Consider the following 23,523-nt stretch of genomic DNA (forward strand, 5'->3'; position numbering starts at 1 on the left):
GGGAGTCCGGCAAACCGGGACGATCCGCTGCCATCACCAGGGATCCGCCATGCAACCATTTGCGCATCCGTCCATTTTCCGACACGCCCTGTCGCGCCGCGACGGCTCTTGAAATCGACAAGATTTTATTACCCGGCTAAAATATTCCGGATATTGTTCAAGACTGTCATGACCATGATTCGCAGCCCCGTTTTCATCCCTGCACTGCGCGCCCTCCGCGTCGCGGTAGCTGTCTGCGTGCGGGTTTCGAAATGAGCGGCTCCGTCGTCCTGCTGCATCTGGCGGGCTCGGTGGCGCTGATGCTGTTTGCCACCCGCATGGTCAAGACAGGCGTCGAGCGCGCCTATGGCGACGTGCTGCGTCACCGGCTGCGCTCCACCATGCGCAATCCGATCATGGCGGTGCTGGCCGGCTGCGGCCTGTCCATCGCGCTGCAGAGCTCGACCGCCGTCACGCTTCTCGTCGGCTCCTTCGCCGGCGCCGGCATCGTCTCGGGCATGTCGGGCCAATTGGCTGTGCGCGGCGCCGAGATCGGCTCGGCGCTGGTGGTCAAGCTCTTGACCTTCGATCTGACGCTGCTGGTGCCGATCTGCCTCGTCGCCGGCACGGTCATGTTCATGGCCACCGAGCGGCGCGACTGGCGCCAGTTCGGCCGCATCCTGGTCGGCATCGGCCTTTTGGTACTGTCGCTGGAGATGATCGGCCAGGCCTCGGAGCCGCTGCGCCAGAGCACGCTGATGCCGCTCATCATCGAATATTTCTCCAGCGACTACGTCACCGCCTATCTGCTCGCCGCGCTCGTTACCTGGCTCTTCCACTCCTCGATCGCCGCCGTGCTTTTGATGGTGACGCTGGCCGGCCGCGGCTTCATCCCGCCCGAACTCGGCATCGTGCTGGTGCTCGGCGTCAATCTCGGCTCGTCGATCATCGCGCCGCTGCTCACCCGAAGTGCCGAACCTGGCGTGCGCGTCGTGCCGATCGGCAATCTGTTGATGCGCGGCATGGGCTCGCTGGTGATGCTGATCCTGTTCATGACGCTGAAGCCACCGGTCGCCTTCCTCGGCGCCACCGTGCCCGACCAGATCGTCAACGCCCACATCCTGTTCAATGTGCTGATCCTGCTCGCCGGCCTGCCGCTTGCCAGCCTGATCTATCGTGCTTCCGAGAAGATCGTCGCAATGGGCACCAAGCCGGCGCCGGCTACAGAGCTCGATGTGGTCGAACTCTCCGCCCTCAACGACGGCGCGCTCGACGTTCCGAGCCAGGCGCTGGCCAACGCCACCCGCGAGGTGGTCCGCGTCTGCGAGACGGTCGAGATCATGCTCAAGCGTATCATCGAGCTGTATGAAAGCGCCGACGGCGACAAGATCAAGGCGCTGGCCGCCCTTGACGACCGCGTCGACAGGAAGCACGCGGCGATCAAGCTCTATCTGGCCAAATTGACCAGGAACTCGCTCACAGAGGACGAGGCGCTGCGCTGCCAGGAGCTGATAGGCGCCTGCGTCAAGCTCGAGCAGGTCGGCGACATCATCGTGCGCAACATGCTGGTGCATGTGAAGAAGAAGTTCGAGCGCGGGCTGGAGTTCACGCCCGAGGGCTGGAGCGAGCTGCTCGCCTTTCACACCTCGGTGCTGGCCAATGCCAGGCTTGCCTTCAACGTGCTGGTGTCGCGCGACCCTGAGACTGCCCGCCAGCTGGTGCTGGAAAAGGACCGGCTGCGCGACCGCGAAAAGGAAACCAGCGCCAGCCATTTCGTGCGGCTGCGCGACGGCACCGCCAAGAGCGTCGAGACCAGCTCCATCCACCTCGACACCATCCGCGACCTGAAGCAGATCAACTCGCTGCTGGCGTCGATGGCCTACCCGGTGCTGGAAGAGCGCGGCCTGCTCGGCGGCTCCAGGTTGAAGGCGAGCTGATCAAGAAAACCTAAACCGGCCGCAAAAATTTCTGCATTGCCGGCAAGCGCCATCCATGATTTGAGGCCAACTCGTTCAAGGATCGCTTCCGCGCCATGCTTCCGCTCATTGCCCTGTTCATCGCCGCCTTCGCTTTCGGCACCACCGAATTCGTCATTGCCGGCGTGCTGCCGCAAGTGGCCGACGGCCTTGGCGTTTCGATCCCGACCTCCGGCTATCTCGTCTCAGGCTATGCCGGCGGCATCGCGGTTGGCGGGCCATTGCTGGCGCTCGCCACCAAGGGCATTCCCCGCAAGACGCTGCTGCTTTGCCTGACCGTCGCCTTCACCATCGGCCAGGCCGCTTGCGCGCTGGCGCCCGATTTTACCTCGATGCTGCTCTTGCGCATTGCGGTCGCCGTCGCACACGGCGCCTATTTCGGCGTCGCCATGGTGGTGGCTGTCGGCCTCGTGCCCGAGGACAAGCGCGGCATGGCCGTGGCTGTGATCCTCTCCGGCCTCACCGTATCCAATGTCATCGGCGTCCCGGCCGGCACCGCAATCGGCAATCTCTGGGGCTGGCGCGCCACCTTCTGGGTGATGTGCGCGCTTGGCGTCGTAGCCTTTGCCGCCATGGCTGCGCTTTTGCCGCGCACGACAGGCGCATCAAGGCCATCCGCCAGTCTTGGCAGCGAGGTTCGCGTGCTGGCGCGCCAGCAAGTCTGGACCTCGCTGATCCTGATGCTGATGTTGATGATCGGCCAGTTCGGCCTGTTCACCTACATCACCCCGACCCTGCTTGAGGTGACCCATCTCGACGAGGGCCTGATCCCCTGGGTGCTGCTGCTCAACGGCGTCGGCGCCACCGTCGGCGTCTTTCTCGGCGGCAAGCTTTCCGACTGGAAGCTGATGCCGTCGCTGATCACAATGCTTGCGCTGCAAGCGGTGATGTTGGGCGTGATCTATGCCGTCAGCCCCTACCCCGTGCCGATGGTCATCGCCATCGTTATCTGGGGTGGCCTCAACTTCGCCATAGGCACGCCGATCCAGACCCGCATCCTGGCCTGGACGGCGGACGCCTCCAACCTCGCCTCCTCGCTCATCCCCTCCGGCTTCAATGTCGGCATCGCGCTCGCCGCGTCGCTGGGCGCTGCCATGCTCAACGCCGGCTACGGCTATCGCAGCCTGCCGGTTGTGGGCGCTGCCGCCATGCTGGTGGCGGTGGTGGTGGCACTTGCCTCCTACATCTGGGAGGGGCGCAGCCGGGCAGCGCCGCCGCTGCCAGCAGCGGCCGAATAGCATCGGACTACAAATCGATCCGGAACAACAAACTCTCGGCGCCGCCATACGCGGCGTCCTTGATGAACGGACCGACCACACGGCCGCCATTGGCCAGCACCACCTTCTGCGAGGCCGGATTGTCGAGGTCGGTGGTGAGCTCGACATATGGCAAACCAACAGCCCTCGCCTCGTCCAGCATCAGCCGCAGCGCCTCGGTCGCATAGCCTCGTCCGCGCTTCCACGGCACCACGGCATAGCCGATATGGCCGAGCACATGCGACGGCAGTGCGGCCGTACCCGGCTGCCAGCGAAAGCCGATCGAGCCGGCGGCCTCGCCGTCCCAGATCCAGCGCCGGAAGCCCGGCAGCCGCGGCACGGTCGTGCCGTCCGGCAAGGTAATCGGGCCTCCTTTGGCCTCGGGATCGTCGAGGCTGGCAAGGAACGCCGCGGGATCCTCGTCGATCGCCGCAAGTTGCTCGCGCGTCGCTTCCATCAGCCGGACATTGTCCGGCGACCAGCCACGCTCGAGCGCCGCCTTGTAGGAGGGCAGATGTTCGAGCGTGGGTTTGACGATTTCGATCATGGTGGGTCTCTCCGGCAGGTCAAGGCTTGCTCGCTTAAGCCGGTGCGGACCGTTTCTTGCCCAGAGGTAATGCCCCTGCTCTCCTTCGCCATTGAAGTGGTGTCGGCTCCTACTGCAGCAGGCCTTTGACGATGCCGCTAGCCTTGCCGAAATCCATCTGGCCGGCATATTTCTGCTTCAGCACAGCGATCACCTTGCCCATGTCCTTTTGGCTGGTCGCACCGGTAGCAGTGATCGCTTCGCGCGCCGCTGCAGTCACCGCCGCCTCGTCCAACTGCGTCGGCAGGAAGCCGCGGATGATCTCCATCTCGCCACGCTCCTGCGCCGCCAGTTCCGGGCGCTTGCCGTCCTCGAACGCCTTGGCCGATTCCTCGCGCTGCTTCACCATTTTGGCCAGGATCTGCAGGATCTCCTCGTCGCTGGCGGGGTCCTTGGCCGAGCCGCGATTGGCTATGTCGCGGTCGTGAATGGCGGCCTGGATGAGCCGCAGTGTCGGCAGCCGGTGCTTGTCCTGCGCCTTCATCGCGCTCTTCAGGGATTCGGCGATTTTTGCGCGCATGATGCTTTCTCCTTCGAACGGTGCGGACAATAACGGTGGCAAACTCGTAAAGCAAACACGCCAAGCCTCTGATATTGTTCGACGAAACAAATGCTCGCCGTTTTTGGCACGGGCATCATTGACCGCTCTGGCGCCTTCCCCTATGTACTCGGCCTTGCACAAGACAAAGAATTGATGCGCGCAGGCTCGAGAGATCGGCCGCGCCGTTTGCTGCGCAGATGGCCCGCCATCGAAGCGCGCAGCGTGACAGGAGCGTCGCCATGGCCGAGATGACCCCCGGACTGACCCCGCCTTGGGCAACCGAAAAGCCGACCGCCCTTCTGGTGCTGGCCGACGGCACCGTCATCGAGGGTCGCGGCCTCGGCGCCACCGGTTCCGCCGTTGCCGAAGTCTGCTTCAACACCGCGCTCACCGGCTACCAGGAAATTCTCACCGACCCGTCCTATGCCGGCCAGATCGTCACCTTCACCTTCCCGCATATCGGCAACATCGGCACCAATGACGAGGACATCGAGGACTTGAACCCGGTCGCCCGTGCCGGCGCCGTCGGCGCGGTGTTCAAGGCCGATGTCACCAACCCGTCCAACTACCGCGCCGGCACCGGGCTGGACCAGTGGCTGAAGAAGCGCGGCATCGTCGCGCTGTCGGGCATCGACACCCGGGCGCTGACCGCGCTGATCCGCGAAAAGGGCATGCCCAATGCCGTCATTGCGCACGCGCCCGACGGCATCTTCGACCTCGACGATTTGAAGCGGCGGGCCGCCGCCTGGTCGGGCCTGATCGGGCTTGACCTCGCCAAGGAAGTCACCTCCGGCCAGTCCTCGGTCTGGCGTGGAACGCCCTGGGTGTGGAACGAAGGCTTTGGCGAACAGGCCGAGCCGTCGATGCACGTCGTCGCCATCGACTACGGCGTCAAGCGTAACATCCTTCGCCTGCTTTCCGGCCTCGGCGCCAAGGTCACCGTGGTTCCGGCCGGTACCGGTTCGGAAGAAATCCTGGCCATGCAGCCCGACGGCATCTTCCTCTCCAACGGCCCCGGCGACCCGGAAGCCACCGGCGACTACGCGGTGCCGGTCATCCAGGACCTGCTCAAGACCGATATTCCGGTGTTCGGCATCTGCCTCGGCCACCAGATGCTGGCCCTGGCGCTCGGCGGCAAGACCGCCAAGATGCACCAGGGCCATCACGGCGCCAACCACCCGGTCAAGGATCATACCACCGGCAAGGTCGAGATCGTCTCGATGAACCACGGCTTTGCCGTCGATGCCGACTCCTTGCCCGAGGGCGTCGAGGAAACCCATGTCTCGCTGTTCGATGGCTCGAACTGCGGCATCGCGCTGACCGGACGTCCGGTGTTCTCGGTCCAGCACCACCCCGAGGCCTCGCCCGGCCCGCAGGACTCGCACTATCTGTTCCGCCGCTTCGTCAACCTGATCCGCGAAAAGCGCGGCGAGGAACTGCTGGCCGAACGGGTTTGATTTTACAGGTCTTCGTCTAGCCGTTGCCCAGATCGTGATGCTCCGAATAGCCGGAGTTACAAACGCGGCGCGATTGCCCTTGTCTTGGTCAATGGAATAAACCGGTCACTGGTCTGTTTGTGACGGCTCGAAGCGACGAAGGCTTCGAGAGCGCCGACGGCAATCCCGTGAGCCCAAGCCCTCCTCATCGCTTCGCTTGCGCGCCGCATTAAGGGACGAAGCACACACCTATGGCGGGTTCGAAGTTCGCGCCTGGGTGACCTTACGCCACCGGCCGACCTTCGCTGGCCTCCAGTATGGCGAACCATTGCTGGCGGCCGAGGTCGATCTCCAGCGCCTTGACCATGACGGCCAGCCGCTCGGGCTTCATCGTGCCGAGCACCGGCGCCAGCCGCGCCGGATGACGCAGCAGCCAGGCGATGGCGACGGCGGCGAGATCGCCGGCGCCGATCTCGGCAGCCACCGCCGCGATTGCCGCCCTGACCCGCGCCTCGCGCCCTTCCTTGCCGGTGAACAGCAAGCCGCCGCCGAGCGGCGACCAGATCATCGGCGCATAGCCGAGGCGTTGCGCGTGATCGAGGCTGCCATCCACCAGCGCATTGGTTTTCAGCACCGACATCTCGATCTGGTTGGTGGCCAAGGCAAACGGCAGCCGCGAAGCCAGAAGGTCGAACTGCGACGGCGTGTAATTGGAGACCCCGACCGCTCTCACCTTGCCCGACTTGACCAGCCCGGCAAGGGCCGCCGCCGTCTCGTCGGCATCCATCAGCGGATCCGGCCGGTGCAGCAGCAACAGGTCGAGATAGTCGGTGCCGAGATTGGCGAGCGAACGGTCGACCGAGGCGGCAATGTGGGCCGCACTGGTGTCGTAATGCTTCAGCCGGTTCTGAGGCCGGTTGGCCGATGCCAGAATGATGTCGCATTTCGAGATCAGCTCGATGCTGTCGCGCTTGCCCTTCCAGCGCGACAAGCCGGCGCCAAAGGCAGCTTCCACCTGGTAATGCCCGTAAATATCGGCATGGTCGAAGCTGGTAAGGCCGAGATCGACCGCAGTGCCGATCAGCCGCGCGATCTGGTCGGCGTCCGGGCGCGCGGCGCTGTCGAGCAGGCGCCAGGCGCCGAACACCAGCCGCGACAGCGACAAACCGTCCTTGGTCAGCTCTATGCGGCTGTCATGGCTCATATCTGGGCTCCATCTTCCGCAGCGCCGGTGGCAACGCTTCTCACCGCCGTCGGCCTCGCAACTTTCGTCACAAAGACAATGACGGCAAGCGTCAGGAAGCACGCGCCAACCAGATAGGGGGCGCCGCCGAACACTACGGGCGCATTCGGTCCGGTGAACCAGGAAAAGATCGCGGTGTAGAGCAGCGGCGTGATGATCGAGGTGATCGAGAAGATCGACGTCATCGCGCCCTGCAATTCGCCTTGCGCCGATGGCGGCACCTTGGCGGCGGCGAGGCTTCTCAGCGGCGGATCGGCCAGTGCTTCCAGGCAGCCGACGACGATCACCGCATAGATCATCCAGCCTTGCGAGGCGAAGGCGTAGCCGAAGGCGCTGGCCGCCGTAAATGTCAGGCCGATCACCGCCGTCTTCCACTCGCCAAGTTTGGGGATCACGCGCGGCAGCACCGTCGCCATGACGATCGCCCCACACAGGCCGAAGGCGCCGAGCGAGAAGCCGATCTGCTGCTCGCTCCAGCCATAACGATAATTGGACACGAACGACCACACCGCCGGATACATCATGTGGCCGAGCGTCATCAGGAAGAAGGCGAGCCCGATCCAGCCGATGCCCTGATATTGGCGCATCTGCAGCAGCGTGCCGACCGGGTTGGCGCGTTTCCACTCGAAGCGGCGGCGGTGCTTTTCATCGAGCGTTTCAGGCAGGAAGAACATGGCGATGAGGAAGTTCACGAAGGCAAGCCCGGCGGCAAAGTAAAACGGCACTCGCGGCCCGAACGTGCCGAGCAGCCCGCCCAGCACCGGCCCAATGACGAAGCCGACGCCGAAGGCGATGCCGAGCAGACCGAAATTCTTCGCCCGGTTGTCATCGTTCGAGATGTCGGCAATGAAGGCCGACGTCGTCGAATAGCTGGCGCCCGAAATGCCGGCCAGCACGCGGCCGATGAACAGCATCGGATAGGACCAGGCGATGGCGCAGATCAGATTGTCGATCGAGAATGTAAGCACCGAGGCAAGCAGGATCGGCCGCCGCCCGAAGCGGTCGCTCAATCCACCCATGATTGGCGCGAAGAAGAACTGCATCGCCGCATAGACGAAGAACAGCCAGCCGCCTTCGATCGCCGCTTCGCTGATGCCGACGCCGGAAAGCTCCCTGAGAAAGGCCGGCAACACCGGCATGATCATGCCGAAGCCGATAATGTCGAGCAGCAGCGTGGTGAAGACGAGCGCAAGGCCCCGCCTGGCGGTTTTGGGGTCGATCATAATGGCGTCTGCTCCCTGAGACCGCCCTTGGGCGGGCGCCCGTTATAGGCGAGGCGCCACTTTGGAACAATAGGAGAACGCCTCAGGCGTTCTCCTCCTGACATCTGTTGCCGGTGGTGAATCGGCCCGCCGACGGATGCGCTTTGGACCGCGGTCGGCTGGAACTTGCGAGCGCCTCAAACCGGACCGGTCAGCGTGTTGCAGTCCGACAGCTTGCCGCTCTTGTAGCCGCGCGCAAGCCAGGTCTGCCGCTGCTGCGACGTCCCGTGGTTGAAGCTTTCCGGCACGACATAGCCCTGCATCTTCTTCTGCAGCGTATCGTCGCCGATCTGCTTGGCGGCGTTGAGCGCCTCTTCGATGTCGCCCTGTTCCAGAATGCCCTTCTGCGCGGTGAAATGCGCCCAAACGCCGGCGAAGCAGTCGGCCTGCAGCTCGATGCGCACCGACATCTGGTTGGCTTCCGCCTCACCCATCGACTGCCGCATCTGGTTGAACTTGGGCAGGATGCCGGTGAGGTTCTGCACATGGTGACCGACTTCATGAGCGATCACATAGGCTTGGGCGAAATCCCCCGAGGCGCCGAACTGCTGGTCGAGCTGCTGGAAGAAGGTGGTGTCGAGGTAGACCTTGTGGTCGCCGGGACAATAGAACGGTCCGGCTGCCGTCGAGGCGGAGCCGCAGGCCGAGCGGATCTGGCCGCTGAACAGCACAAGCTTCGGGTCCTCGTATTTCAGGCCCTGCGACTGGAAGATGCCGGTCCAGGTCTCTTCGGTCTCGGCCAGCACGGTCGCCACGAACTGCTTCATCTCGTCGGAAGCAGGCGTGCCGGCGCCGTCGTCCTGGCCGCCGCTGTTGTCGGTAATCTGGCCACCGCCACCCGGCAGCACGCCGCCGCCGTCGCCGCTGCCCAGGATCTGCGACGGGTCGAAGCCGAAATACCATCCGGCCAGCACCACGAGGACAACCAGCAGGATGCTGCCGCCGCCGCCGGTGCGGCCGCCGATCGGGATGCGGAACTGGCCAGGGCTGCCGCCGCCGAAACCACCACCGCCGCCACTGTCGCTGCGCTCGTCCTCGACATTGTCACTCTGACGGCGGCCCTTCCAGAGCATGGCAACTCCCCGTATGCAAATTTTCGGCTGGCCTGGCCGATTGTCGTGGCCCAGTCCGACCCAACAGACAATTATCGCAATGGTTGCGCCAAGTCACAGTATTTTTCGTGGCGGCGGCATCGCGTTCGCACTCTGGTCGAGGCGGCATGCGCGCTGTAGCATCCGGTTCGAACGGGGGTGTCGGGGACTTGCGGACAATCGGTCGATTTCTGCTGCTGGCGGTGGTGCTATGCCTCGGCCCGTCGCCGGCGCGCGCCGTGACGCTCGATTCCAGCGTCGCCGTAACCGATCCCGAGACATTGCAGGCGCTTGAGCGTGGCGGCCTCTCGATCAGCCGCCTGCTCGGCCCGGCGCTGGGTCTCACGCGCGAGGTCGACAATCGGGGCCTGTTTTCGGTGCGCGCGCTGACCCCTGTGCGCAACGCCGTCAAGCAGGAGATCGCCGACGAGCCTGCCAATAGCCCCGATCCTTACGTCGCGGCCATGGCCAAGTCGAAGGACACCAGCCAGAAATTCAACCCGAAATACATCGACGATGACGGCTCGACGCTCGACCTGACCGGCGTCGTCAACCGCATGGACCGCGGCTATCTCGGCCACACCGAATGCGGCGAGATCAGGCTGATCTACCGCTTCCACTATTCGGTGGCGGAGAAGCCCACGAAGGGAAAGACAGCGCAACGCATCTCGTCGCGGCTGCCGCTGACCATGGGTCTGGTCTTCAACGCCAGGCCCGGCGAGGCTCGCCCCCGCGCTTCGAGAGACCGTCCAAGCGCCACCGCCGTTTCCTGTGCCGAAATCGCCAAGCGCTGGCTCGCCGCCGGCCAGAAGAACCTTGCGCCCGAGCAACTGGCAGCCTGGCTGCGCTCCGACGAAGGGCCGCTCTCCAACGCCATGCTGAATTCGTCGCAGATCATGCGGCTTGAGCTGAACATGCAGGTTCTCCGGCTGTCGGCCTCGAGCCGCCGCGACTTCGGTGGCCACGCCGAATATCTCCTCAAGATTTTCAAATGGGACCCAACGACGTCCACCTTCCAGGAATCGAAGATGGAGAACCAGATCGACCGGAAAGTGGTTCTGGCCGACCGGCCGGCCTTCGCCAAATGGCTGCTCACCGACCGCAACCTCTACGACCTCGATCGCGGCCGGCTGGTCATCGACGACAAGTTCCTGGCGACCAGCGCCGTCTCGGTCGCACCCGGCGGCATGGCCAGGTCGCAAAACAATATCGCCTATGGGCTGCTCGACGATGCCGACATCGACAAGGCACTGCAGGACTATGTCGCCAGGGGCAACACGCTGCGCAGCGTGAAATCGGTGGCCGGCTTCAATCTGCGTCTCAACGAAATGACCTGCACCGGCTGCCACCAGACGCACGGCATTGCCGGCTTCCATTACACCGGCGCCGATCCGGCCAGCGAGCCGCGCCGCAACGCCGTCTTCGTCCCCGGCTCGGCGGTGTTCTTCGCCGACCTGCCGCGCCGCCGCGCCATCGTCGAGGACTTCGCCGCCGGCGGCCATCCGGATTTCTCACGCGGCTTCGCCGCCCGTCCGGACGCCAAACTCGCCGAAGCGCTGAAAGGCACCGATCTCTACAATGGCTGGGGCTCGATCTGCTACAGCGGCAAGGATGCCAGCTTCAAGGACTGGAGCTGCGGCGAAAGCCTGCGCTGCGCCGGCGTCCATGAAAGCGACATCCATCCGGGCTTCGGCACCTGCGTCAGCGAGGCGGCCACCGCAGTCGGCGACCCCGTCGAGTTCGGCGAGATTAAGATGTCGAGCTGGGGCAGCGACAAATATTGCCGCCTGTCGCCGGCCACCGCAAAAGCCTGCGCCATCGATCCGGCGCGCGACAAGAAACCGGTAATCAAGCTCGCCGGCTATGGCGCGGCGCGCCAACGCTACGACAACCCCGAGCAGAAGACCGGTGGCTTTCCCGGGGGCATGCTGCGCAAGGCAAGCTGCGACAAGCTTCCCGACGAGGCGACTTGCGGCCGCCTCGCCAAGACCGGTTTCAACGACTGCATCGCGTCGGGCAAGGACCACAAATTCTGCACCAAGGAATTCACCAAGACCGCCGGCCTGCGCGCCTGCGACAAGGCGCATCCCTGCCGCGAGGACTATATCTGCACCGCCGGCTACGACGATCTGGCCGCAGCCAAGCCTGGCAAGGGCTCCTGCATTCCGCCCTATTTCATATTCCAGTTCCGCGTCGACGGCCATCCGCGCAGTTGGGTGCAGGACACCGAGGAATGAGCGGCAGGTTGCCGCTTGCGAACAGAACTCAGATCTTCTGCTTGGTGCCGGCGCTTTTGCCGTCCGAGCTTTTGGAGCGTTCCTCGAAACGCGCGGCGCCCTTTTTCAGCGCATGGCCGGTTTCGACCTCGGTCTTGCGTTCGTCCTTTGCCGCTGCCTGCCTCAAACCCTCGGCCGCCTGCTTGCCCTTCGCGGTCGGTGCCTGTTCGACGCCCATGTTTTCCTCCTTGGCGCGCGACAACCACGCGCAACGTCAGGAGCAACGAGCCTGACGTGCGGAGGTTCCAGTGGTGCGGCCCCGGCACCCCTCAGCGCGGCGCGATCATCGCCTTGCGAAAGGCTTCCAGCGTCTCGGCGCTGACATGATGCTCGATGCCCTCGGCATCGATGCGCGCCGTCTCGGCGCTGACACCGAGCGAACGCAAAAACGCTTCTACCGTCTGGTGGCGGATGCGGCTCTCTTCCGCCACCTTGCGCCCGGCGTCGGTCAGGAACACACCGCGATAGGGTTTTCTGGAAACGAGCCCGTCGGCGCACAGCCTGGTCAGCATCTTGGCCACCGTCGGCTGGGCGACACCCAGCCGCGCAGCAATATCGACCTGACGCGCCTCATTGCCGTCCTCGATCAGGTCGGCGATCAGCTCGACATAATCCTCGACCAGCGCGCCGCGGCGCGCTTCGCGCTGCTGCCGGAACCCTTTCGAATGAATCTCGGCGTCAGGCAGCGGCTCCTCGCGTCCAACCGGTCTGTGCTTCAGCGCCAACACGCGCTCCTTCCTATCTTTTGACAAGAATCGGCTTTGGGCAAAGCAATCGCCCTTTGCCATTCATAGCACGGGCTTAACTGTTCCAGCCGTTTATTTCCATTCCATGGTAGGCGCAACCGGCGTTTGCGATCCCCTGCCGGCCTGCCGGTCGGCGCAACAGGAAGCACATACAATGAAATATAGCCTATTGCATAATGTTGAGCCCTGGCATAGATAGGATGACGTCAACCGATCCACCCAGTGGAAAGCCCTCCATGTCCGAAGCTGACGCTACCTTGGGATCATCCTGGCGATTTGACAGGCCGGAGGACAATCCTCCCAGCCTGCGCGAGGTGAACTCCACGATCGCGGTGCCGCAGTCCGGCGTCTGGTTCCGTCGCCTGTTCGCCTTCATGGGACCGGGCTACATGGTCTCGGTCGGCTATATGGATCCGGGCAACTGGGCCACCGACCTCGCCGGCGGCGCCCAGTTCGGCTACACGCTATTGTTCATCATCATGCTGTCCAACCTGATGGCGATCCTGCTGCAGGCGCTTGCCGCCCGGCTTGGCATCGCCACCGGCCGCGACCTCGCCCAGGCCTGCCGCGCCTATTATCCGCGTCCCGTCAGTTTCGTGCTGTGGATCGCCTGCGAACTCGCCATCATCGCCTGCGACCTCGCCGAGGTGATCGGCACGGCGATCGCGCTGCAGCTTCTGTTCGGCATTCCGCTGATCGGCGGCGCGTTGCTGACGGCGCTCGACGCCTTCATCGTGCTGCTCTTGATGAACAAGGGTTTCCGCTATCTCGAAGCCTTCGTCATCGCGCTTTTGATCATCATCTTCGGCTGTTTCGCCATCCAGATCTTTGCCGCTGCCCCTCCGGTCGGCTCGATCCTGCATTCGATGTTCGTGCCGTCGACGGAGATCGTCACCAATCCGGCGATGCTCTACATCGCCATCGGCATCATCGGCGCCACGGTGATGCCGCACAATCTCTACCTGCACTCCTCGATCGTACAGACACGCGCCTATGAACGGACCGAAAAAGGCAAGCGCGACGCCATTAAATGGGCGACGACGGACTCGACCATCGCGCTCGTCCTGGCGCTGTTCGTCAACGCCTCGATCCTGATCGTCTCGGCGGTGGCCTTCCATGGCACCGGCCATCAGGATGTCGCCGAGATCGGCCAGGCCTTCGAGCTCTTGTCGCCACTGCTTGGCCTCGGCATCGCCTCCATCCTGTTTGCGGTGGCGCTGCTGGCCTCCGGCCTCAACTCGACGGTTACGGCTACGCTTGCCGGCCAGATCGTCATGGAAGGCTTTTTGCGCCTGCGCATTCCGCAATGGGCGCGCCGGCTGCTGACGCGCGGCATCGCCATCGTCCCGGTGGTGGTCGTCACCGCGCTCTATGGCGAAAAGGGCACCGGCCAGTTGCTGGTCTTCAGCCAGGTGGTACTGTCGATGCAGCTGCCCTTCGCAGTCATCCCGCTGGTGCAGTTCGTCTCCGACAAGAAGAAGATGGGCAACCTTGCCATTCCCCGCGGCGTGGCGGTCCTCGCCTGGGTCGTCGCGGCGGTCATCCTGGTGCTCAACTTCAAGCTGCTCTACGACACCGTCTTCGGCGTCGGCTGAGTTTCATTCCCGACCGCGACAAACCGGCCGCTTGCGCTATCTTGATCGCCATCATGACAAGTGTCGAAGACGCCAGGAAATTTTACGCGCAACTGATGGCGGCCAATGCCGGCTCGGCCGACCCGCGCCTCGAAGAGGCGTTTGCCACCGTGCCGCGCGAGGCCTTTCTCGGTCCCGGACCCTGGGCGGTCGTCGCCGGCAGGGCGCTCACCACCGGCAACGGCAAGATCATGACGCCGAGCGCCGATCCTGTTCACATCTATCAGGACGTGCTGGTGGCGCTCGATGCCGACAAGGGCATCAACAATGGCGAACCCTCCCTGCACGCCATGTGGATAGGCAGGATCGCTCCCAGGCCGGACGAGGCCGTCACCCATATCGGCGCCGGCACCGGCTACTACACCGCCTTGCTGGCCCGGCTGGTTGCGCCCGGCCCGGTGACCGCCTTCGAAATGGAGGCCGATCTTGCTGCCAGAGCAACAAAGAATCTCGAAACCTACGGCAATGTAAGCGTCGTCCACGGCGATGCCGTCACCGGCGATCTGCCGCCGTCCGACATCATCTATGTCAATGCCGGTGTCGTCGCACCGCCGGCTGCCTGGCTGAGGGCGCTGAAAGCGGGCGGCCGCATGATCTTTCCCTGGCGCCCGTCCCAGGGCGTCGGCCTGGCCGTAATGGTGACCCGCACCAAACAAGGTTTTGCCTGCGACCCCTTCATGCGCTCGTGGTTCATCCCCTGCGTCGGCGCCTCGGTCGCCGGTTCGGCGGCCAAAATCCCCGACCTCCAGAAGGCCGCGCGCAGCCGTTCGATCTGGCTGACATCAGACAGGGCGCCGGACCGGACCGCCACCGCCATCATCGGCGATGTCTGGTTTTCGTCGCAGGCGCTTGGCGGCGGGCGACGGCGGTAGGTACTCTTGTCGGCCGCAGCGTTTTTTTGCCAACGCCTGTCGGGCGGCCGCCGGCCTGTCCGTCCTTAGATCGAAATCCGGCCCTGACGGCGCGGATCCTGGAAAAGGAAAATCCAATGCGAAAGATCATCGCCGCTACCTTCGTCAGCCTCGACGGCGTCATGCAGGCGCCGGGCGGCCCGGAAGAAGACCCGGTTGGCGGCTTCGAGTTCGGCGGCTGGACGTTCCACTACTTCGACGAGGTGGCGGGCGTGGCCATGGAGGAATTGTTCTCTAAGCCCTTCGCCCTGCTGCTCGGCCGCAGAACCTACGACATCTTCGCCGCTTACTGGCCGTACCAGAAAGATGCCATCGGAGATGCCTTCAACCCTGCGACTAAATATGTGGCGACGCATCGGCCGGATTCGCTCACCTGGGAAAATACGCAATGGCTTGGAGAAGATATCGTCGCGGCGTTGCGCCGCCTCAAGAAGGAAGATGGGCCTGACCTGCTCATCCAGGGTTCGAGCGAGCTGATCCAGACTTTGCTCGCCAACGGGCTGATCGACGAGATCCGGTTGATGATCTTCCCGCTGCTGCTGGGCAAGGGCAAGCGGCTGTTCGATGGTGGTGCGATGCCCGCCGCTTTCAAGCTGGTCAAGTCGCAGGCCACTACCACAGGCGTCATCATGGCGACCTACGAACGCGGGGGTGAGGTCAAGGTCGGGTCGTTCGCTACGCAGAAGCCGTCAGAGGCCGAGCTCGAGCGGCGTAAGAACTGGAAGTAACAGGGACAGGCTTGGCACCTTTCCTCTCCCCCGATCGACGGGGGAGAGGAAATGCAAGTTCTGTCAAGCCGCCACAGCCCGCCGTGCCAACCCACCCCGGATATACCGCGCGAACTCCTGCGCTGCCGGCGCCGTGCCGTACTTCGGCAAATGCAGATTGATGGAAAAATTCGGCAGCGGCGGCAGCCCGGCATCAAAAGCCAGGATGTCAAGATCGGCAGGCACGGTGGAGGCCAGCCAGGCGGTGACGGCAAGGTCGGAGCGCACTGTCGCGGTCGTCGCGTCGATGTTGCCGTTCTCGAACACGGTGCGCCATTCCAGCCCGTGCTCGTTCAGCGCCGACAGCACCACCGGGCGGAAGGCGCAGGTGTCGGCGACGATCGACACCGGCAGCGGCCGCTTGGCGCGGGCGACGCCGCCCTTGGCCCCCACCCAGACCAGCCGGTCAATGGCCAGGCACTCACCGGCCGACGGGCCGACCCGTTCCTCGATGACGGCAAGGTCGATGGTGCCGGCCGCGAGGGCCGCGGCAAGGTCCGGCGAAGCCGCACAGAGCAGTGAAATCTCGACCTGCGGATAGGTCTCGGCATAGGCCTTCAGCACCGGCGCCAGCAAAGTGCCGACAAGGTCATAGGGAACACCGAGCCGCACCTGGCCGGCGACCTCGGTGCCCGCCATCTCGGCCCAGATCTCGTCATTGAGGCCAAGCAACCGTTTGCCCTTGCCGAACAGCCGCTCGCCGGGCCGCGTCAGCCGCAAGCCACGCCGGTCGCGCTCGAACAGGCTGCAGCCGAGCGCTTCTTCCAGCCGCTTGATCTGCTGGCTTACGGCGCCTTGCGTCAGATGCAGCGCGTTCGCCGCCGCCGTCATGCTGGCCTTGTCGGCGACAGTGACGAAGGTGCGGATCAGCGCTGTGTCGAGGTTGCGGATCATGGATGGCATTATATCTGCTAATGCCAACCATCGCAAACATTGCATTTACTGAAGTATGCGGAAGTCTACCATTGGGCTTTTGATGAAGGACGCCTCATGTTGCAGCCCATCTTTCCGCTCATCCTGTTTGCCTTCGTGGCCACCGTCACGCCCGGCATCGCCACCACCCTGTCGACTGCCTCAGGTGCACAGTTCGGTTTTCGCCGTTCCGTTCCCCTATTGGTCGGCAGCGCCGCCGGTCTCGCCACCGTGACCGCTGCTGCCGCCGCCGGGCTCGCCGGTCTGCTGCTGGCCATGCCTTCGCTGCAACTGGCGATGAAAATCATCGGCTCGCTCTATCTCATCTGGCTGGCAATCAAGATCGGCCGCGCCGGGCCGCCCAATCTCGATGTGGCGATGGCAAAACCCAACAGCTTCTTCGGCGGCGCCGGCATTCAATGGATGAACCCGAAGGGCTGGGCGATGGGACTGGGGGCGGCGGCCTCGTTCGCGGCCCTTGCCGACGGGCCGGGACAACTCGCGCTGCTGCTCGGCTCGACCTTCGGCCTCACTGCAGCCGTCTCGCTGTCGATCTGGTGCGTGGCGGGCATGGTGCTGGCACGGCTGCTCGAGACCGAATGGCAATGGCGCGCGCTCAACATCGTGCTGGCGCTGGTGCTGGCTGCATCGATCATACCTATGTGGCGGGGAGCGTAAACGCAGAGGTCGGCGCCAGTACCCCCACCCGGACCTGCGGTCCGACCTCCCCACAAAGGGGAGGTAGGGGAGCGCGCACTTTACCCTCCCCCTTGTGGGGAGGGCCGCGAACGAAGTGAGCGGGGTGGGGGTCCTGGTTCGCGAAGCGAACCAGCTCTCTCCTCAGACCGCGTAGCGGGCAGCAGGCTTGTCGGCGTGCAGGCTGCCGTAGAAGACTTGCCTTGCGCCGAGGAAGGCGTCGAGCTTGGTCGCATCGGCAAGTGCCGGCACGGTGACGGCTTCGCCCCTGGATAGGCCCACAAGCGCGGCATCGACCATATCGTCGGCGGACATGATGATCTCCTTCGGCAGATTGTCGATATCGCCACCGGCGAGCTCCCAGAAATCGGTGCGGGTCGCGCCCGGCAGCACCGCCTGGACCTTCACATTGGTGCCGGCGACTTCGCGGTGCAGGGCCTCGGTGAAGTTGACGACATAGGCCTTGGTGCCGCTGTAGATGCCGCCGAACGAGGTATCATAGGCGAGCACAGAGGCGATGTTGACGATGGCGCCGCGGTTGCGCGCAAGAAGCCCCGGCAGAACGGCGCGGGTCAGGCGGGTCAAGGCGATGACGTTGACCTTGATCATGCGCTCGGCCTCGTCGGCGTCGGCCGTTGCCACCACGGCCTGGCCACCAATGCCGGCATTGTTGACCAGCAGCGTGACGCTGTCGTCGGCTGCGATCGCCTGCTCGACGCGGCGCACATCATTGTCGTCGGCAAGATCGGCTGATATCACGCTGACCTTGCGCTTGTAAGCATATCGCAGCTTTTCAGCCAGTTCCTCCAGCCGGTCGGCGCGCCGCGCTACCAGCACCAGATCGTAGCCTTGCCCGGCCAGCCGGTCGGCATAGACCGCGCCGATGCCGGCCGATGCGCCGGTGACGACTGCGGTACCCTTGTTGTCCTGTCCACTCATTGTCCTGTTCCTTTTTTCTGCCCGGCGAGACAGGTCGATGAACCCTTGTCCCGCCCTGATCTCCAATTAGTGGCATATACCACTTTCCGGGAAGTAGGCATATACCACCATCTTGTCAACGGAGGCGGCAGAAACTATTTCTGCGACAGGCCGGCAGCGGTTTTGCCGGCAAGGAGTCGTGATGAGCAAGACCGCGCTGCCGGGATTCAGCCTTTGCAACAACGCCACGCTGCGGCGCGCCGCGCGCAAGCTCGGCCGCTTTTATGACGATGTAATCTCGCCTTCGGGTCTGAAGGGCACACAGTACGGCCTGCTCTACCAGATCCATGTCAGCAACGAGCCGGCGATGGGCACGATAGCCGAAGCGATGGTCATGGACCTGTCGGCGCTCGGCCATACGCTGAAGCCGCTGATCCGCGACGGCTATGTCGACACCTTCGCCGACAAGGACGACCGCCGCGTCAAGCGGGTGCGGCTGACGCCGCAAGGCCAGGCCAAGCTCGAGGAGACGACGAAATTGTGGACCATTGCCCAGCAGCGCTTCGAGGCGCTGGTCGGCCAGCAGCGAGCGGCAGATCTGCGCGCTATGCTGGATGAAGTCGCGGCGCTGGACTACGACGTGCCGACGGCCGCCCCTTCAAGCTGAAAGAGCGGCCGCCGGTCCTTTGCAAAGATCTATTCGGCCGGCATGGCGACCGGCCGGGCCGCCCAGCGGCCGGCCAGCACCACGCCAAGCCCGATCAGCGGGAAGATGGCGGCGACCAGGCCGAGATCGGCCGGCACGCCGTAGCGCAGCACGGCGCCGCCGACCACAGCACCCAGCGCCACGCCGAGATAGAGGGCCGAAGCGTTGAGCGACAGCACGATCGGGGCGGCGTCGGGCGCCAGCTTGATGATGCGGCTGGCCTGCGCCGGCGGAAATGCCCAGCCGACCATGCCCCACGGCACCATCATGGCCATCAATGCCGGCCCGGCGAGATGCTGCGGCAGGAAGGTCGGGATGACCGAGAGCATCACCAGCATGACGGCGCTCAGCGCCAGAGACCAGCCGACGGTGCGCGTCGCACCAAAACGGTCGGCCGCCTGGCCGCCGGCTATGTTGCCGATGACGGCGCCGACACCGAAGGCGAGCAGCATGCCGGGCAGCGCAATCGGGCTGAGGCCGCCGCTCTGGATGGCCAGCGGCGCGATATAGGAAAACACCGAGAAGGCGCCGATCAGGGCAAGAGCGGTGGTCAGCAGGATCGGCATGACGCCGGGGCGCAGCGCCGCAGCCAGCCGCCGCCTGAGCGGCAGCTTGGTACCGACAATGCCGCGCGGCAGCCGGTACCACAGGATGGCGCCGACCAGCGCGCCGAGCCCGGCAATGGCAAAGAAGGTCCCGCGCCAGCCGGCTATCGTGGCAACCAGCGCGCCGAGCGGTGCACCCAGCGCAACCGCCACCGTGGTTCCGCCGACGACGACGGCAATGGCCCGCGCCCGGTGGTGGTCATCGACCAGCGCCACCGCCGTGCCTTGAGCGGTCGCGGCAAACAAGCCTGACGACAGCGCCATGATGATGCGGGCAATGAGCAGCAGTTCGAAGGACGAGCTCAGCGCCGCCACCACATTGCCGATGACGAAGAACGCCAGCGTCCACAAGATGACGCGGCGCCGGTCCCATTCGCCGGTCAGCGTTGCCAGGATCGGCGTGCCGATGGCGTAAGCCAGCGCGAAGGCGGTGATCAGCGTGCCGGCGAGCGGAATGGAAATGCGGGCGTCGGTGGCGATATCAGGCAGCAGGCTGGAGATGACGAAGCCTTCGGTCGAGATCGTGAACGATCCGAGCGCAAGCCAGAAGAGGCGCTTGTCCATAGGGCGTGTCCTTAGTTCAAAACTTATTGAACAATTGGACATAACAGGACATGATGTCAATGAAGCCAGGTGAAAATAGCTGAAGCCTGCTGACAGCCCTGTGTCAGGACAGCCATTGGGCCAATCGCGAAAACGGACTGTGCATGCCCGCGAAAGATCGACGCGTTGAAATCGCCACCGACTGTGCTTAGTTTCGGGCCATGACTTTGCCGCACCCCAATACAGACCAGATCAGCCTGCCGGTTGTGCTCGGCGTGCTTGGCGACCCGACCCGGCTCGCCATCGTGCGCTATCTCGCCAGCAAGGAAGGCGTGCCGCTGAACTGCAGCCGGTTCCTCGACCTCGGCTCCAAGACCAATCTCAGCTATCACCTGGCCAAACTGCGCGAGGCCGGCGTCACCCGCGCCGAGGTGGCCGGCACCAACCGGATGATCACGCTGCGCCGCGCCGACCTCGACGCCCGCTTCCCCGGCCTGCTCGATAGCGTGATTGCGGCGGCCGGAGATGATCCGGCACTGCCCATCGTCGGTGGCCACGACATCGAAATGCCGGGCTAACCGGTTCAGAGGTCAAGGTCCTAGCGCTGCCAAAAACCGATATGCGGGGCGAGGAGCTCCTCGTCCATCTCGGGGAAGGGTCCGTGGACCTCGACCGGTTTCTGCCCGGAGCCGAGGACTGTGCGCGACGAGAGGTTCATCGTCGGGTTCTCGGCGTGGTTGCCGGTCAGCGCGAGAAGCTTGGTCTCCTCGAAGCCGTAGACCAGCCGGCCGATATTGGCCCAGTACAGCGTTCCCGTGCACATCGCACAGGGCTCGCCGGTTGTGACCAGCGTGCAGGACCAGAGGAATTCCGGCGGATAGGCGTCCGCGGCACGCCGGGAGAGCTCCGTTTCGGCGTGGCGCACGGTGTTGATGTTTCCTTGCCGCATCAGGATGCGATCGTCGGGGCCGACGAGCACGCAGCCGAAAGGATGGTGCCCATGCGCGGCAGTCTCGCGCGCGACGTCATTGGCGGCGCGGAGGTGGGCAACCATCTGGTCGCGGGTCATCGCCTGGTCCCTCCCCAGATGAACTCTGGAACGGCGTGGACGCTAGCAGATGGAGTGCTTCCGCGATAGCCAGCTCCCGGCTGTCTCGAACGATCTCAAAGGCTTGATAATGAAGGCAGCGCCTTGATAGGAAGACGGGCCGCAAGCCTCCAACGGGGCTGCACCAAGGAGCCGGCCGCATGCGCATTGCCGTTCTCGCCGACATCCATGGCAATGTGCTGGCGCTGGATGCCGTGCTCGCCGATCTGGCGCGGCGCGGCGGCGCCGATCTAACCGTCAACCTGGGCGACTGCGTCTCCGGTCCGCTTTGGCCGCGCGAGACGTTCGAGCGGCTCGAAGCGCTCGACCTGCCGACTGTGCGCGGCAACCATGACCGCCGCGTCGCCGTCGATCCGGCCGACGATACGATGTGGGCTTCTGACCGGTACGCCCAGGAGCGGCTGACGGAGACGCAGCGCGAGGCGCTGTTCGCCCTGCCTTTCACGCTGGAGATTGTTCCCGGCGTGGTCGCTTTCCATGCGCGGCCCGACCATGACGAGAAATACCTGCTCGACGCGATCGTCGATGGCCAACTGGTGCGCGCGCCGCTTGCCGCTATTCAGCGGCGGTTGCAGGCGCTGGACCCGGCCTGCCGCATCGTGCTGTGCGGCCACAGCCACCGCGCGGAACTGGTCCGTATCCCCGGCGGCCCCTTGCTCTTCAATCCCGGCAGCGTCGGCGCCCCCGCCTATGAAGATGACACGCCCCCGGCGCATGTTTCGGAGCAAGGCAGCCCGCATGCGCGCTACGGCATCCTCACCTTGGATGGCGATGGTCCAGACCGTTTCGAGACCATCGCCGTCGACTACGACCACGAAGCGGCGGCGAGACAGGCCGCACAGGCGGGCCGACCGGAATGGGCGCATGCGCTGAGGACCGGCTTCATGCCCAAACCCTCTTGGCAAGGCTCCGCTTGACCGCATGGCTGCGCCCTGCTTCCGCCTCGCGGCACCAAACATCAGACGCATTTTCAGACTTACATGGCCGCGTATCGTCCCTTATAAAACCGCCTTGGCATACGGCAGGACTGCTGCCGCAAGGGTAATCGGCGCACGGCCAAATGATGAGGCGCACAATCCGAACCATTTTGCATCGACTGACTGGCGCTCCGCTCCTGCGGGCAGCCCGGTTGTTGGCGGGTCCGTTGGTGGTGGGCCCGTTGTTGGTGAGCTTGCCGGCCAATGCCGAGGACGCGCCTGCCGACATCGTTTCCATAGTGACCGAGCTCGGCCCAGGCGATCTCCTCAACATCCGCGCCACGCCGTCGCCGGTCGGCAGAACCCAGGCGCGCCTGCCGATCGGCTCGAGCGTCAGGAATTTCGGCTGCAGCGAAGTGGACGGCCACCGCTGGTGCAAGGTCGAGGAGATCGACAATCCACTGGTCAAAGGCTGGGCGCCCGCGCGCTATCTTATCCCCGACAATCCGACCGTGGTCGAAGTTGACGCCGCGCCGCCCCAGGCGACCGCCAGCGCTGAAGCCGGCGGCCCGACGCTCGCGCCCGACATGCCGACGCAGCCGGCCGACGTGGCCGCAGCGCCCCGGACGACTGCACCCGCCGCCTCTGCCGCTCCGGCTGCACCCACTCAGGCTCCACCCACCCCGGCTGCACCCGCGCCGGCTCCACTCGACCTGACGGAGCGCCTTGGCAGCACGGATCCGGGCGCGCCGAAGTCCGCCGCCGAGATCGGCAGGACCGCCATGCAGGATGCTTACGGCCTCGCCTTCGCAGCCAATGAAAGCCCGAGGACGGGCGAGATCCCCGCCACGGAGGCTCCGGCGACGGAGGCCACGGGGACGCCGGTACAGGATTCCGCCGCGTCTGCGGGAGCAGCGCCGGATACGGCGTCCGCGCCGGGGGTACCATCCCCGACGCCACGGCCAGACCAGGCCAAAGCTGCGACCGCTACGCAAACCGTTGCACGGCTGGAACCCCCGCCCGCCCTCGGCGCCACCGCCGAGATCCCCTGCGCCCGCTATGTCGGACAACCGATGACCCGCTGCGCCGTCAACATCGTCCACAATGGCGCCGACAAGGCAGACATCACCGTGACCTGGCCCGACGGCGGCACCCGCGTCATCTCCTTCTCTGCCGGCATGCCGGCCAACTCGGATTTGGGCAAGGACTTCCGCTTCACAAGGGAAGGCAGCCTCAACATGATCCGCGTCGGGGTATCCGAGCGGTTTGAGATTACGGATCAGCTCGCGCTGGGGGATTAGGTGTCAGGCAGTAGGGAATGGGCAATAGGCGCCTTAACCTTGCTCCTGCCTAATCCCCACTGCCTGATCCCTACTGCCTAGCCTCATTTTCGGGGTTACATCTCCCAAAACTC

23 protein-coding genes are annotated in these 23,523 nt (G+C 64.7%); 12 read left to right on the forward strand and 11 right to left on the reverse strand.

Annotated elements, in window-relative coordinates; translation table 11 throughout:
* Positions 1–251: 251 nt before the first annotated feature.
* Positions 252–1,916, forward strand: a complete 1,665-nt coding sequence (locus NKH22_RS09560; RefSeq protein WP_352497543.1) for a Na/Pi cotransporter family protein — start codon at positions 252–254, stop codon at positions 1,914–1,916.
* A 95-nt stretch (positions 1,917–2,011) separates the two neighbouring features.
* On the forward strand, positions 2,012–3,193 hold the full coding sequence (locus NKH22_RS09565; RefSeq protein ID WP_023751200.1) for an MFS transporter: 1,182 nt from the start codon (positions 2,012–2,014) through the stop codon (positions 3,191–3,193).
* Positions 3,194–3,200: 7 nt separating this feature from the next.
* Here the strand turns inward: NKH22_RS09565 and NKH22_RS09570 are convergent, their stop codons facing one another.
* Together NKH22_RS09570 and NKH22_RS09575 are read right to left on the reverse strand one after the other, a co-directional pair.
* Entirely contained in the window at positions 3,201–3,758 is a 558-nt protein-coding gene (locus NKH22_RS09570) for a GNAT family N-acetyltransferase (RefSeq protein ID WP_023672441.1), read from the reverse strand.
* Positions 3,759–3,867: 109 nt separating this feature from the next.
* Positions 3,868–4,317, reverse strand: a complete 450-nt coding sequence (locus NKH22_RS09575) for a GatB/YqeY domain-containing protein (protein WP_031197556.1) — start codon at positions 4,315–4,317, stop codon at positions 3,868–3,870.
* Between the two features lie 260 nt (positions 4,318–4,577).
* Here NKH22_RS09575 and carA point away from each other — a divergent pair, with 260 nt between their 5' ends.
* On the forward strand, positions 4,578–5,795 hold the full coding sequence (carA, locus tag NKH22_RS09580; protein ID WP_031197557.1) for a glutamine-hydrolyzing carbamoyl-phosphate synthase small subunit: 1,218 nt from the start codon (positions 4,578–4,580) through the stop codon (positions 5,793–5,795).
* A gap of 262 nt (positions 5,796–6,057) precedes the next feature.
* Here the strand turns inward: carA and NKH22_RS09585 are convergent, their stop codons facing one another.
* The 3 genes from NKH22_RS09585 to ypfJ all read right to left on the reverse strand — a co-directional run bounded on the left by NKH22_RS09585 (position 6,058) and on the right by ypfJ (position 9,352).
* Positions 6,058–6,978, reverse strand: coding sequence for an aldo/keto reductase (locus tag NKH22_RS09585; RefSeq protein ID WP_023713901.1), 921 nt, complete (start codon positions 6,976–6,978; stop codon positions 6,058–6,060).
* Positions 6,975–8,240, reverse strand: coding sequence for a TCR/Tet family MFS transporter (locus NKH22_RS09590; RefSeq protein WP_023713902.1), 1,266 nt, complete (start codon positions 8,238–8,240; stop codon positions 6,975–6,977). Before NKH22_RS09590 ends, NKH22_RS09585 begins: the two co-directional genes overlap by 4 nt.
* A 176-nt stretch (positions 8,241–8,416) precedes the next feature.
* The gene (ypfJ, locus tag NKH22_RS09595) at positions 8,417–9,352 is read right to left on the reverse strand and encodes a KPN_02809 family neutral zinc metallopeptidase (RefSeq protein ID WP_023672436.1); all 936 of its coding nucleotides are present in this window, start codon (positions 9,350–9,352) and stop codon (positions 8,417–8,419) included.
* 188 nt (positions 9,353–9,540) lie between these two features.
* Here ypfJ and NKH22_RS09600 point away from each other — a divergent pair, with 188 nt between their 5' ends.
* Positions 9,541–11,607: a hypothetical protein gene (locus NKH22_RS09600; protein WP_352909448.1), complete on the forward strand. Its 2,067-nt coding sequence runs from the start codon at positions 9,541–9,543 to the stop codon at positions 11,605–11,607.
* Between the two features lie 28 nt (positions 11,608–11,635).
* Here NKH22_RS09600 and NKH22_RS09605 read toward each other — a convergent pair whose 3' ends face one another.
* Positions 11,636–11,824 carry a hypothetical protein gene (locus NKH22_RS09605; RefSeq protein ID WP_023672434.1) on the reverse strand — a complete coding sequence of 63 codons (189 nt, stop codon included), beginning with the start codon at positions 11,822–11,824 and terminating at the stop codon, positions 11,636–11,638.
* Between the two features lie 91 nt (positions 11,825–11,915).
* Positions 11,916–12,371 (reverse strand): manganese-binding transcriptional regulator MntR, encoded by a 456-nt coding sequence (mntR, locus tag NKH22_RS09610; protein WP_023672433.1) that lies wholly within the window; start codon positions 12,369–12,371, stop codon positions 11,916–11,918.
* 257 nt (positions 12,372–12,628) lie between these two features.
* Between mntR and NKH22_RS09615 the strand changes: the two genes are divergently transcribed.
* The 3 genes from NKH22_RS09615 to NKH22_RS09625 all read left to right on the forward strand — a co-directional run bounded on the left by NKH22_RS09615 (position 12,629) and on the right by NKH22_RS09625 (position 15,665).
* On the forward strand, positions 12,629–13,987 hold the full coding sequence (locus NKH22_RS09615; protein ID WP_023672432.1) for an Nramp family divalent metal transporter: 1,359 nt from the start codon (positions 12,629–12,631) through the stop codon (positions 13,985–13,987).
* A 53-nt stretch (positions 13,988–14,040) separates the two neighbouring features.
* The gene (locus NKH22_RS09620; RefSeq protein ID WP_023821924.1) at positions 14,041–14,898 is read left to right on the forward strand and encodes a protein-L-isoaspartate O-methyltransferase family protein; all 858 of its coding nucleotides are present in this window, start codon (positions 14,041–14,043) and stop codon (positions 14,896–14,898) included.
* Positions 14,899–15,014: 116 nt separating this feature from the next.
* Positions 15,015–15,665, forward strand: coding sequence for a dihydrofolate reductase family protein (locus tag NKH22_RS09625; RefSeq protein ID WP_023731609.1), 651 nt, complete (start codon positions 15,015–15,017; stop codon positions 15,663–15,665).
* Between the two features lie 63 nt (positions 15,666–15,728).
* Here NKH22_RS09625 and NKH22_RS09630 read toward each other — a convergent pair whose 3' ends face one another.
* Positions 15,729–16,607, reverse strand: coding sequence for a LysR family transcriptional regulator (locus NKH22_RS09630; protein WP_444848984.1), 879 nt, complete (start codon positions 16,605–16,607; stop codon positions 15,729–15,731).
* An 87-nt stretch (positions 16,608–16,694) separates the two neighbouring features.
* On the opposite strand from NKH22_RS09630, the gene NKH22_RS09635 reads away from it, so the two are divergent.
* On the forward strand, positions 16,695–17,294 hold the full coding sequence (locus tag NKH22_RS09635; RefSeq protein WP_023689744.1) for a LysE family translocator: 600 nt from the start codon (positions 16,695–16,697) through the stop codon (positions 17,292–17,294).
* Between the two features lie 162 nt (positions 17,295–17,456).
* On the opposite strand, the gene NKH22_RS09640 is transcribed toward NKH22_RS09635, so the two are convergent.
* On the reverse strand, positions 17,457–18,251 hold the full coding sequence (locus NKH22_RS09640; RefSeq protein WP_023689743.1) for an SDR family NAD(P)-dependent oxidoreductase: 795 nt from the start codon (positions 18,249–18,251) through the stop codon (positions 17,457–17,459).
* Between the two features lie 181 nt (positions 18,252–18,432).
* On the opposite strand from NKH22_RS09640, the gene NKH22_RS09645 reads away from it, so the two are divergent.
* Positions 18,433–18,897: a MarR family winged helix-turn-helix transcriptional regulator gene (locus tag NKH22_RS09645; RefSeq protein ID WP_352909449.1), complete on the forward strand. Its 465-nt coding sequence runs from the start codon at positions 18,433–18,435 to the stop codon at positions 18,895–18,897.
* A gap of 29 nt (positions 18,898–18,926) precedes the next feature.
* Here NKH22_RS09645 and NKH22_RS09650 read toward each other — a convergent pair whose 3' ends face one another.
* Positions 18,927–20,105, reverse strand: a complete 1,179-nt coding sequence (locus tag NKH22_RS09650; protein ID WP_023683782.1) for an MFS transporter — start codon at positions 20,103–20,105, stop codon at positions 18,927–18,929.
* Between the two features lie 200 nt (positions 20,106–20,305).
* Here NKH22_RS09650 and NKH22_RS09655 point away from each other — a divergent pair, with 200 nt between their 5' ends.
* Positions 20,306–20,662 carry an ArsR/SmtB family transcription factor gene (locus NKH22_RS09655; RefSeq protein ID WP_023689740.1) on the forward strand — a complete coding sequence of 119 codons (357 nt, stop codon included), beginning with the start codon at positions 20,306–20,308 and terminating at the stop codon, positions 20,660–20,662.
* Between the two features lie 20 nt (positions 20,663–20,682).
* Here NKH22_RS09655 and NKH22_RS09660 read toward each other — a convergent pair whose 3' ends face one another.
* Positions 20,683–21,153 (reverse strand): nucleoside deaminase, encoded by a 471-nt coding sequence (locus NKH22_RS09660; protein WP_023691527.1) that lies wholly within the window; start codon positions 21,151–21,153, stop codon positions 20,683–20,685.
* Positions 21,154–21,332: 179 nt separating this feature from the next.
* Between NKH22_RS09660 and NKH22_RS09665 the strand changes: the two genes are divergently transcribed.
* Complete coding sequence (locus tag NKH22_RS09665; RefSeq protein ID WP_023705854.1) at positions 21,333–22,109, forward strand: metallophosphoesterase family protein; 777 nt, start codon at positions 21,333–21,335, stop codon at positions 22,107–22,109.
* A gap of 248 nt (positions 22,110–22,357) precedes the next feature.
* Positions 22,358–23,410, forward strand: coding sequence for an SH3 domain-containing protein (locus NKH22_RS09670; RefSeq protein ID WP_352626131.1), 1,053 nt, complete (start codon positions 22,358–22,360; stop codon positions 23,408–23,410).
* The last annotated feature ends 113 nt before the right edge of the window (positions 23,411–23,523 follow it).

The organism is Mesorhizobium sp. M1252 (assembly GCF_040318265.1).
Lineage (GTDB): Bacteria > Pseudomonadota > Alphaproteobacteria > Rhizobiales > Rhizobiaceae > Mesorhizobium.

What these genes read in the sequence shown, in the direction of transcription:
- carA (WP_031197557.1), top strand. Translation starts at nt 4,578, where the DNA reads ATGGCCGAGATGACCCCCGGACTGACCCCGCCTTGGGCAACCGAAAAG.
- ypfJ (WP_023672436.1), bottom strand. Translation starts at nt 9,352, where the DNA reads ATGCTCTGGAAGGGCCGCCGTCAGAGTGACAATGTCGAGGACGAGCGC.
- NKH22_RS09615 (WP_023672432.1), top strand. Translation starts at nt 12,629, where the DNA reads ATGTCCGAAGCTGACGCTACCTTGGGATCATCCTGGCGATTTGACAGG.
- NKH22_RS09655 (WP_023689740.1), top strand. Translation starts at nt 20,306, where the DNA reads ATGACTTTGCCGCACCCCAATACAGACCAGATCAGCCTGCCGGTTGTG.
- NKH22_RS09590 (WP_023713902.1), bottom strand. Translation starts at nt 8,240, where the DNA reads ATGATCGACCCCAAAACCGCCAGGCGGGGCCTTGCGCTCGTCTTCACC.
- NKH22_RS09570 (WP_023672441.1), bottom strand. Translation starts at nt 3,758, where the DNA reads ATGATCGAAATCGTCAAACCCACGCTCGAACATCTGCCCTCCTACAAG.
- NKH22_RS09560 (WP_352497543.1), top strand. Translation starts at nt 252, where the DNA reads ATGAGCGGCTCCGTCGTCCTGCTGCATCTGGCGGGCTCGGTGGCGCTG.
- NKH22_RS09620 (WP_023821924.1), top strand. Translation starts at nt 14,041, where the DNA reads ATGACAAGTGTCGAAGACGCCAGGAAATTTTACGCGCAACTGATGGCG.
- NKH22_RS09660 (WP_023691527.1), bottom strand. Translation starts at nt 21,153, where the DNA reads ATGACCCGCGACCAGATGGTTGCCCACCTCCGCGCCGCCAATGACGTC.
- NKH22_RS09565 (WP_023751200.1), top strand. Translation starts at nt 2,012, where the DNA reads ATGCTTCCGCTCATTGCCCTGTTCATCGCCGCCTTCGCTTTCGGCACC.
- NKH22_RS09625 (WP_023731609.1), top strand. Translation starts at nt 15,015, where the DNA reads ATGCGAAAGATCATCGCCGCTACCTTCGTCAGCCTCGACGGCGTCATG.
- NKH22_RS09640 (WP_023689743.1), bottom strand. Translation starts at nt 18,251, where the DNA reads ATGAGTGGACAGGACAACAAGGGTACCGCAGTCGTCACCGGCGCATCG.
- NKH22_RS09605 (WP_023672434.1), bottom strand. Translation starts at nt 11,824, where the DNA reads ATGGGCGTCGAACAGGCACCGACCGCGAAGGGCAAGCAGGCGGCCGAG.
- NKH22_RS09575 (WP_031197556.1), bottom strand. Translation starts at nt 4,317, where the DNA reads ATGCGCGCAAAAATCGCCGAATCCCTGAAGAGCGCGATGAAGGCGCAG.
- NKH22_RS09630 (WP_444848984.1), bottom strand. Translation starts at nt 16,607, where the DNA reads ATGCCATCCATGATCCGCAACCTCGACACAGCGCTGATCCGCACCTTC.
- NKH22_RS09585 (WP_023713901.1), bottom strand. Translation starts at nt 6,978, where the DNA reads ATGAGCCATGACAGCCGCATAGAGCTGACCAAGGACGGTTTGTCGCTG.
- NKH22_RS09665 (WP_023705854.1), top strand. Translation starts at nt 21,333, where the DNA reads ATGCGCATTGCCGTTCTCGCCGACATCCATGGCAATGTGCTGGCGCTG.
- NKH22_RS09635 (WP_023689744.1), top strand. Translation starts at nt 16,695, where the DNA reads ATGTTGCAGCCCATCTTTCCGCTCATCCTGTTTGCCTTCGTGGCCACC.
- NKH22_RS09645 (WP_352909449.1), top strand. Translation starts at nt 18,433, where the DNA reads ATGAGCAAGACCGCGCTGCCGGGATTCAGCCTTTGCAACAACGCCACG.
- NKH22_RS09650 (WP_023683782.1), bottom strand. Translation starts at nt 20,105, where the DNA reads ATGGACAAGCGCCTCTTCTGGCTTGCGCTCGGATCGTTCACGATCTCG.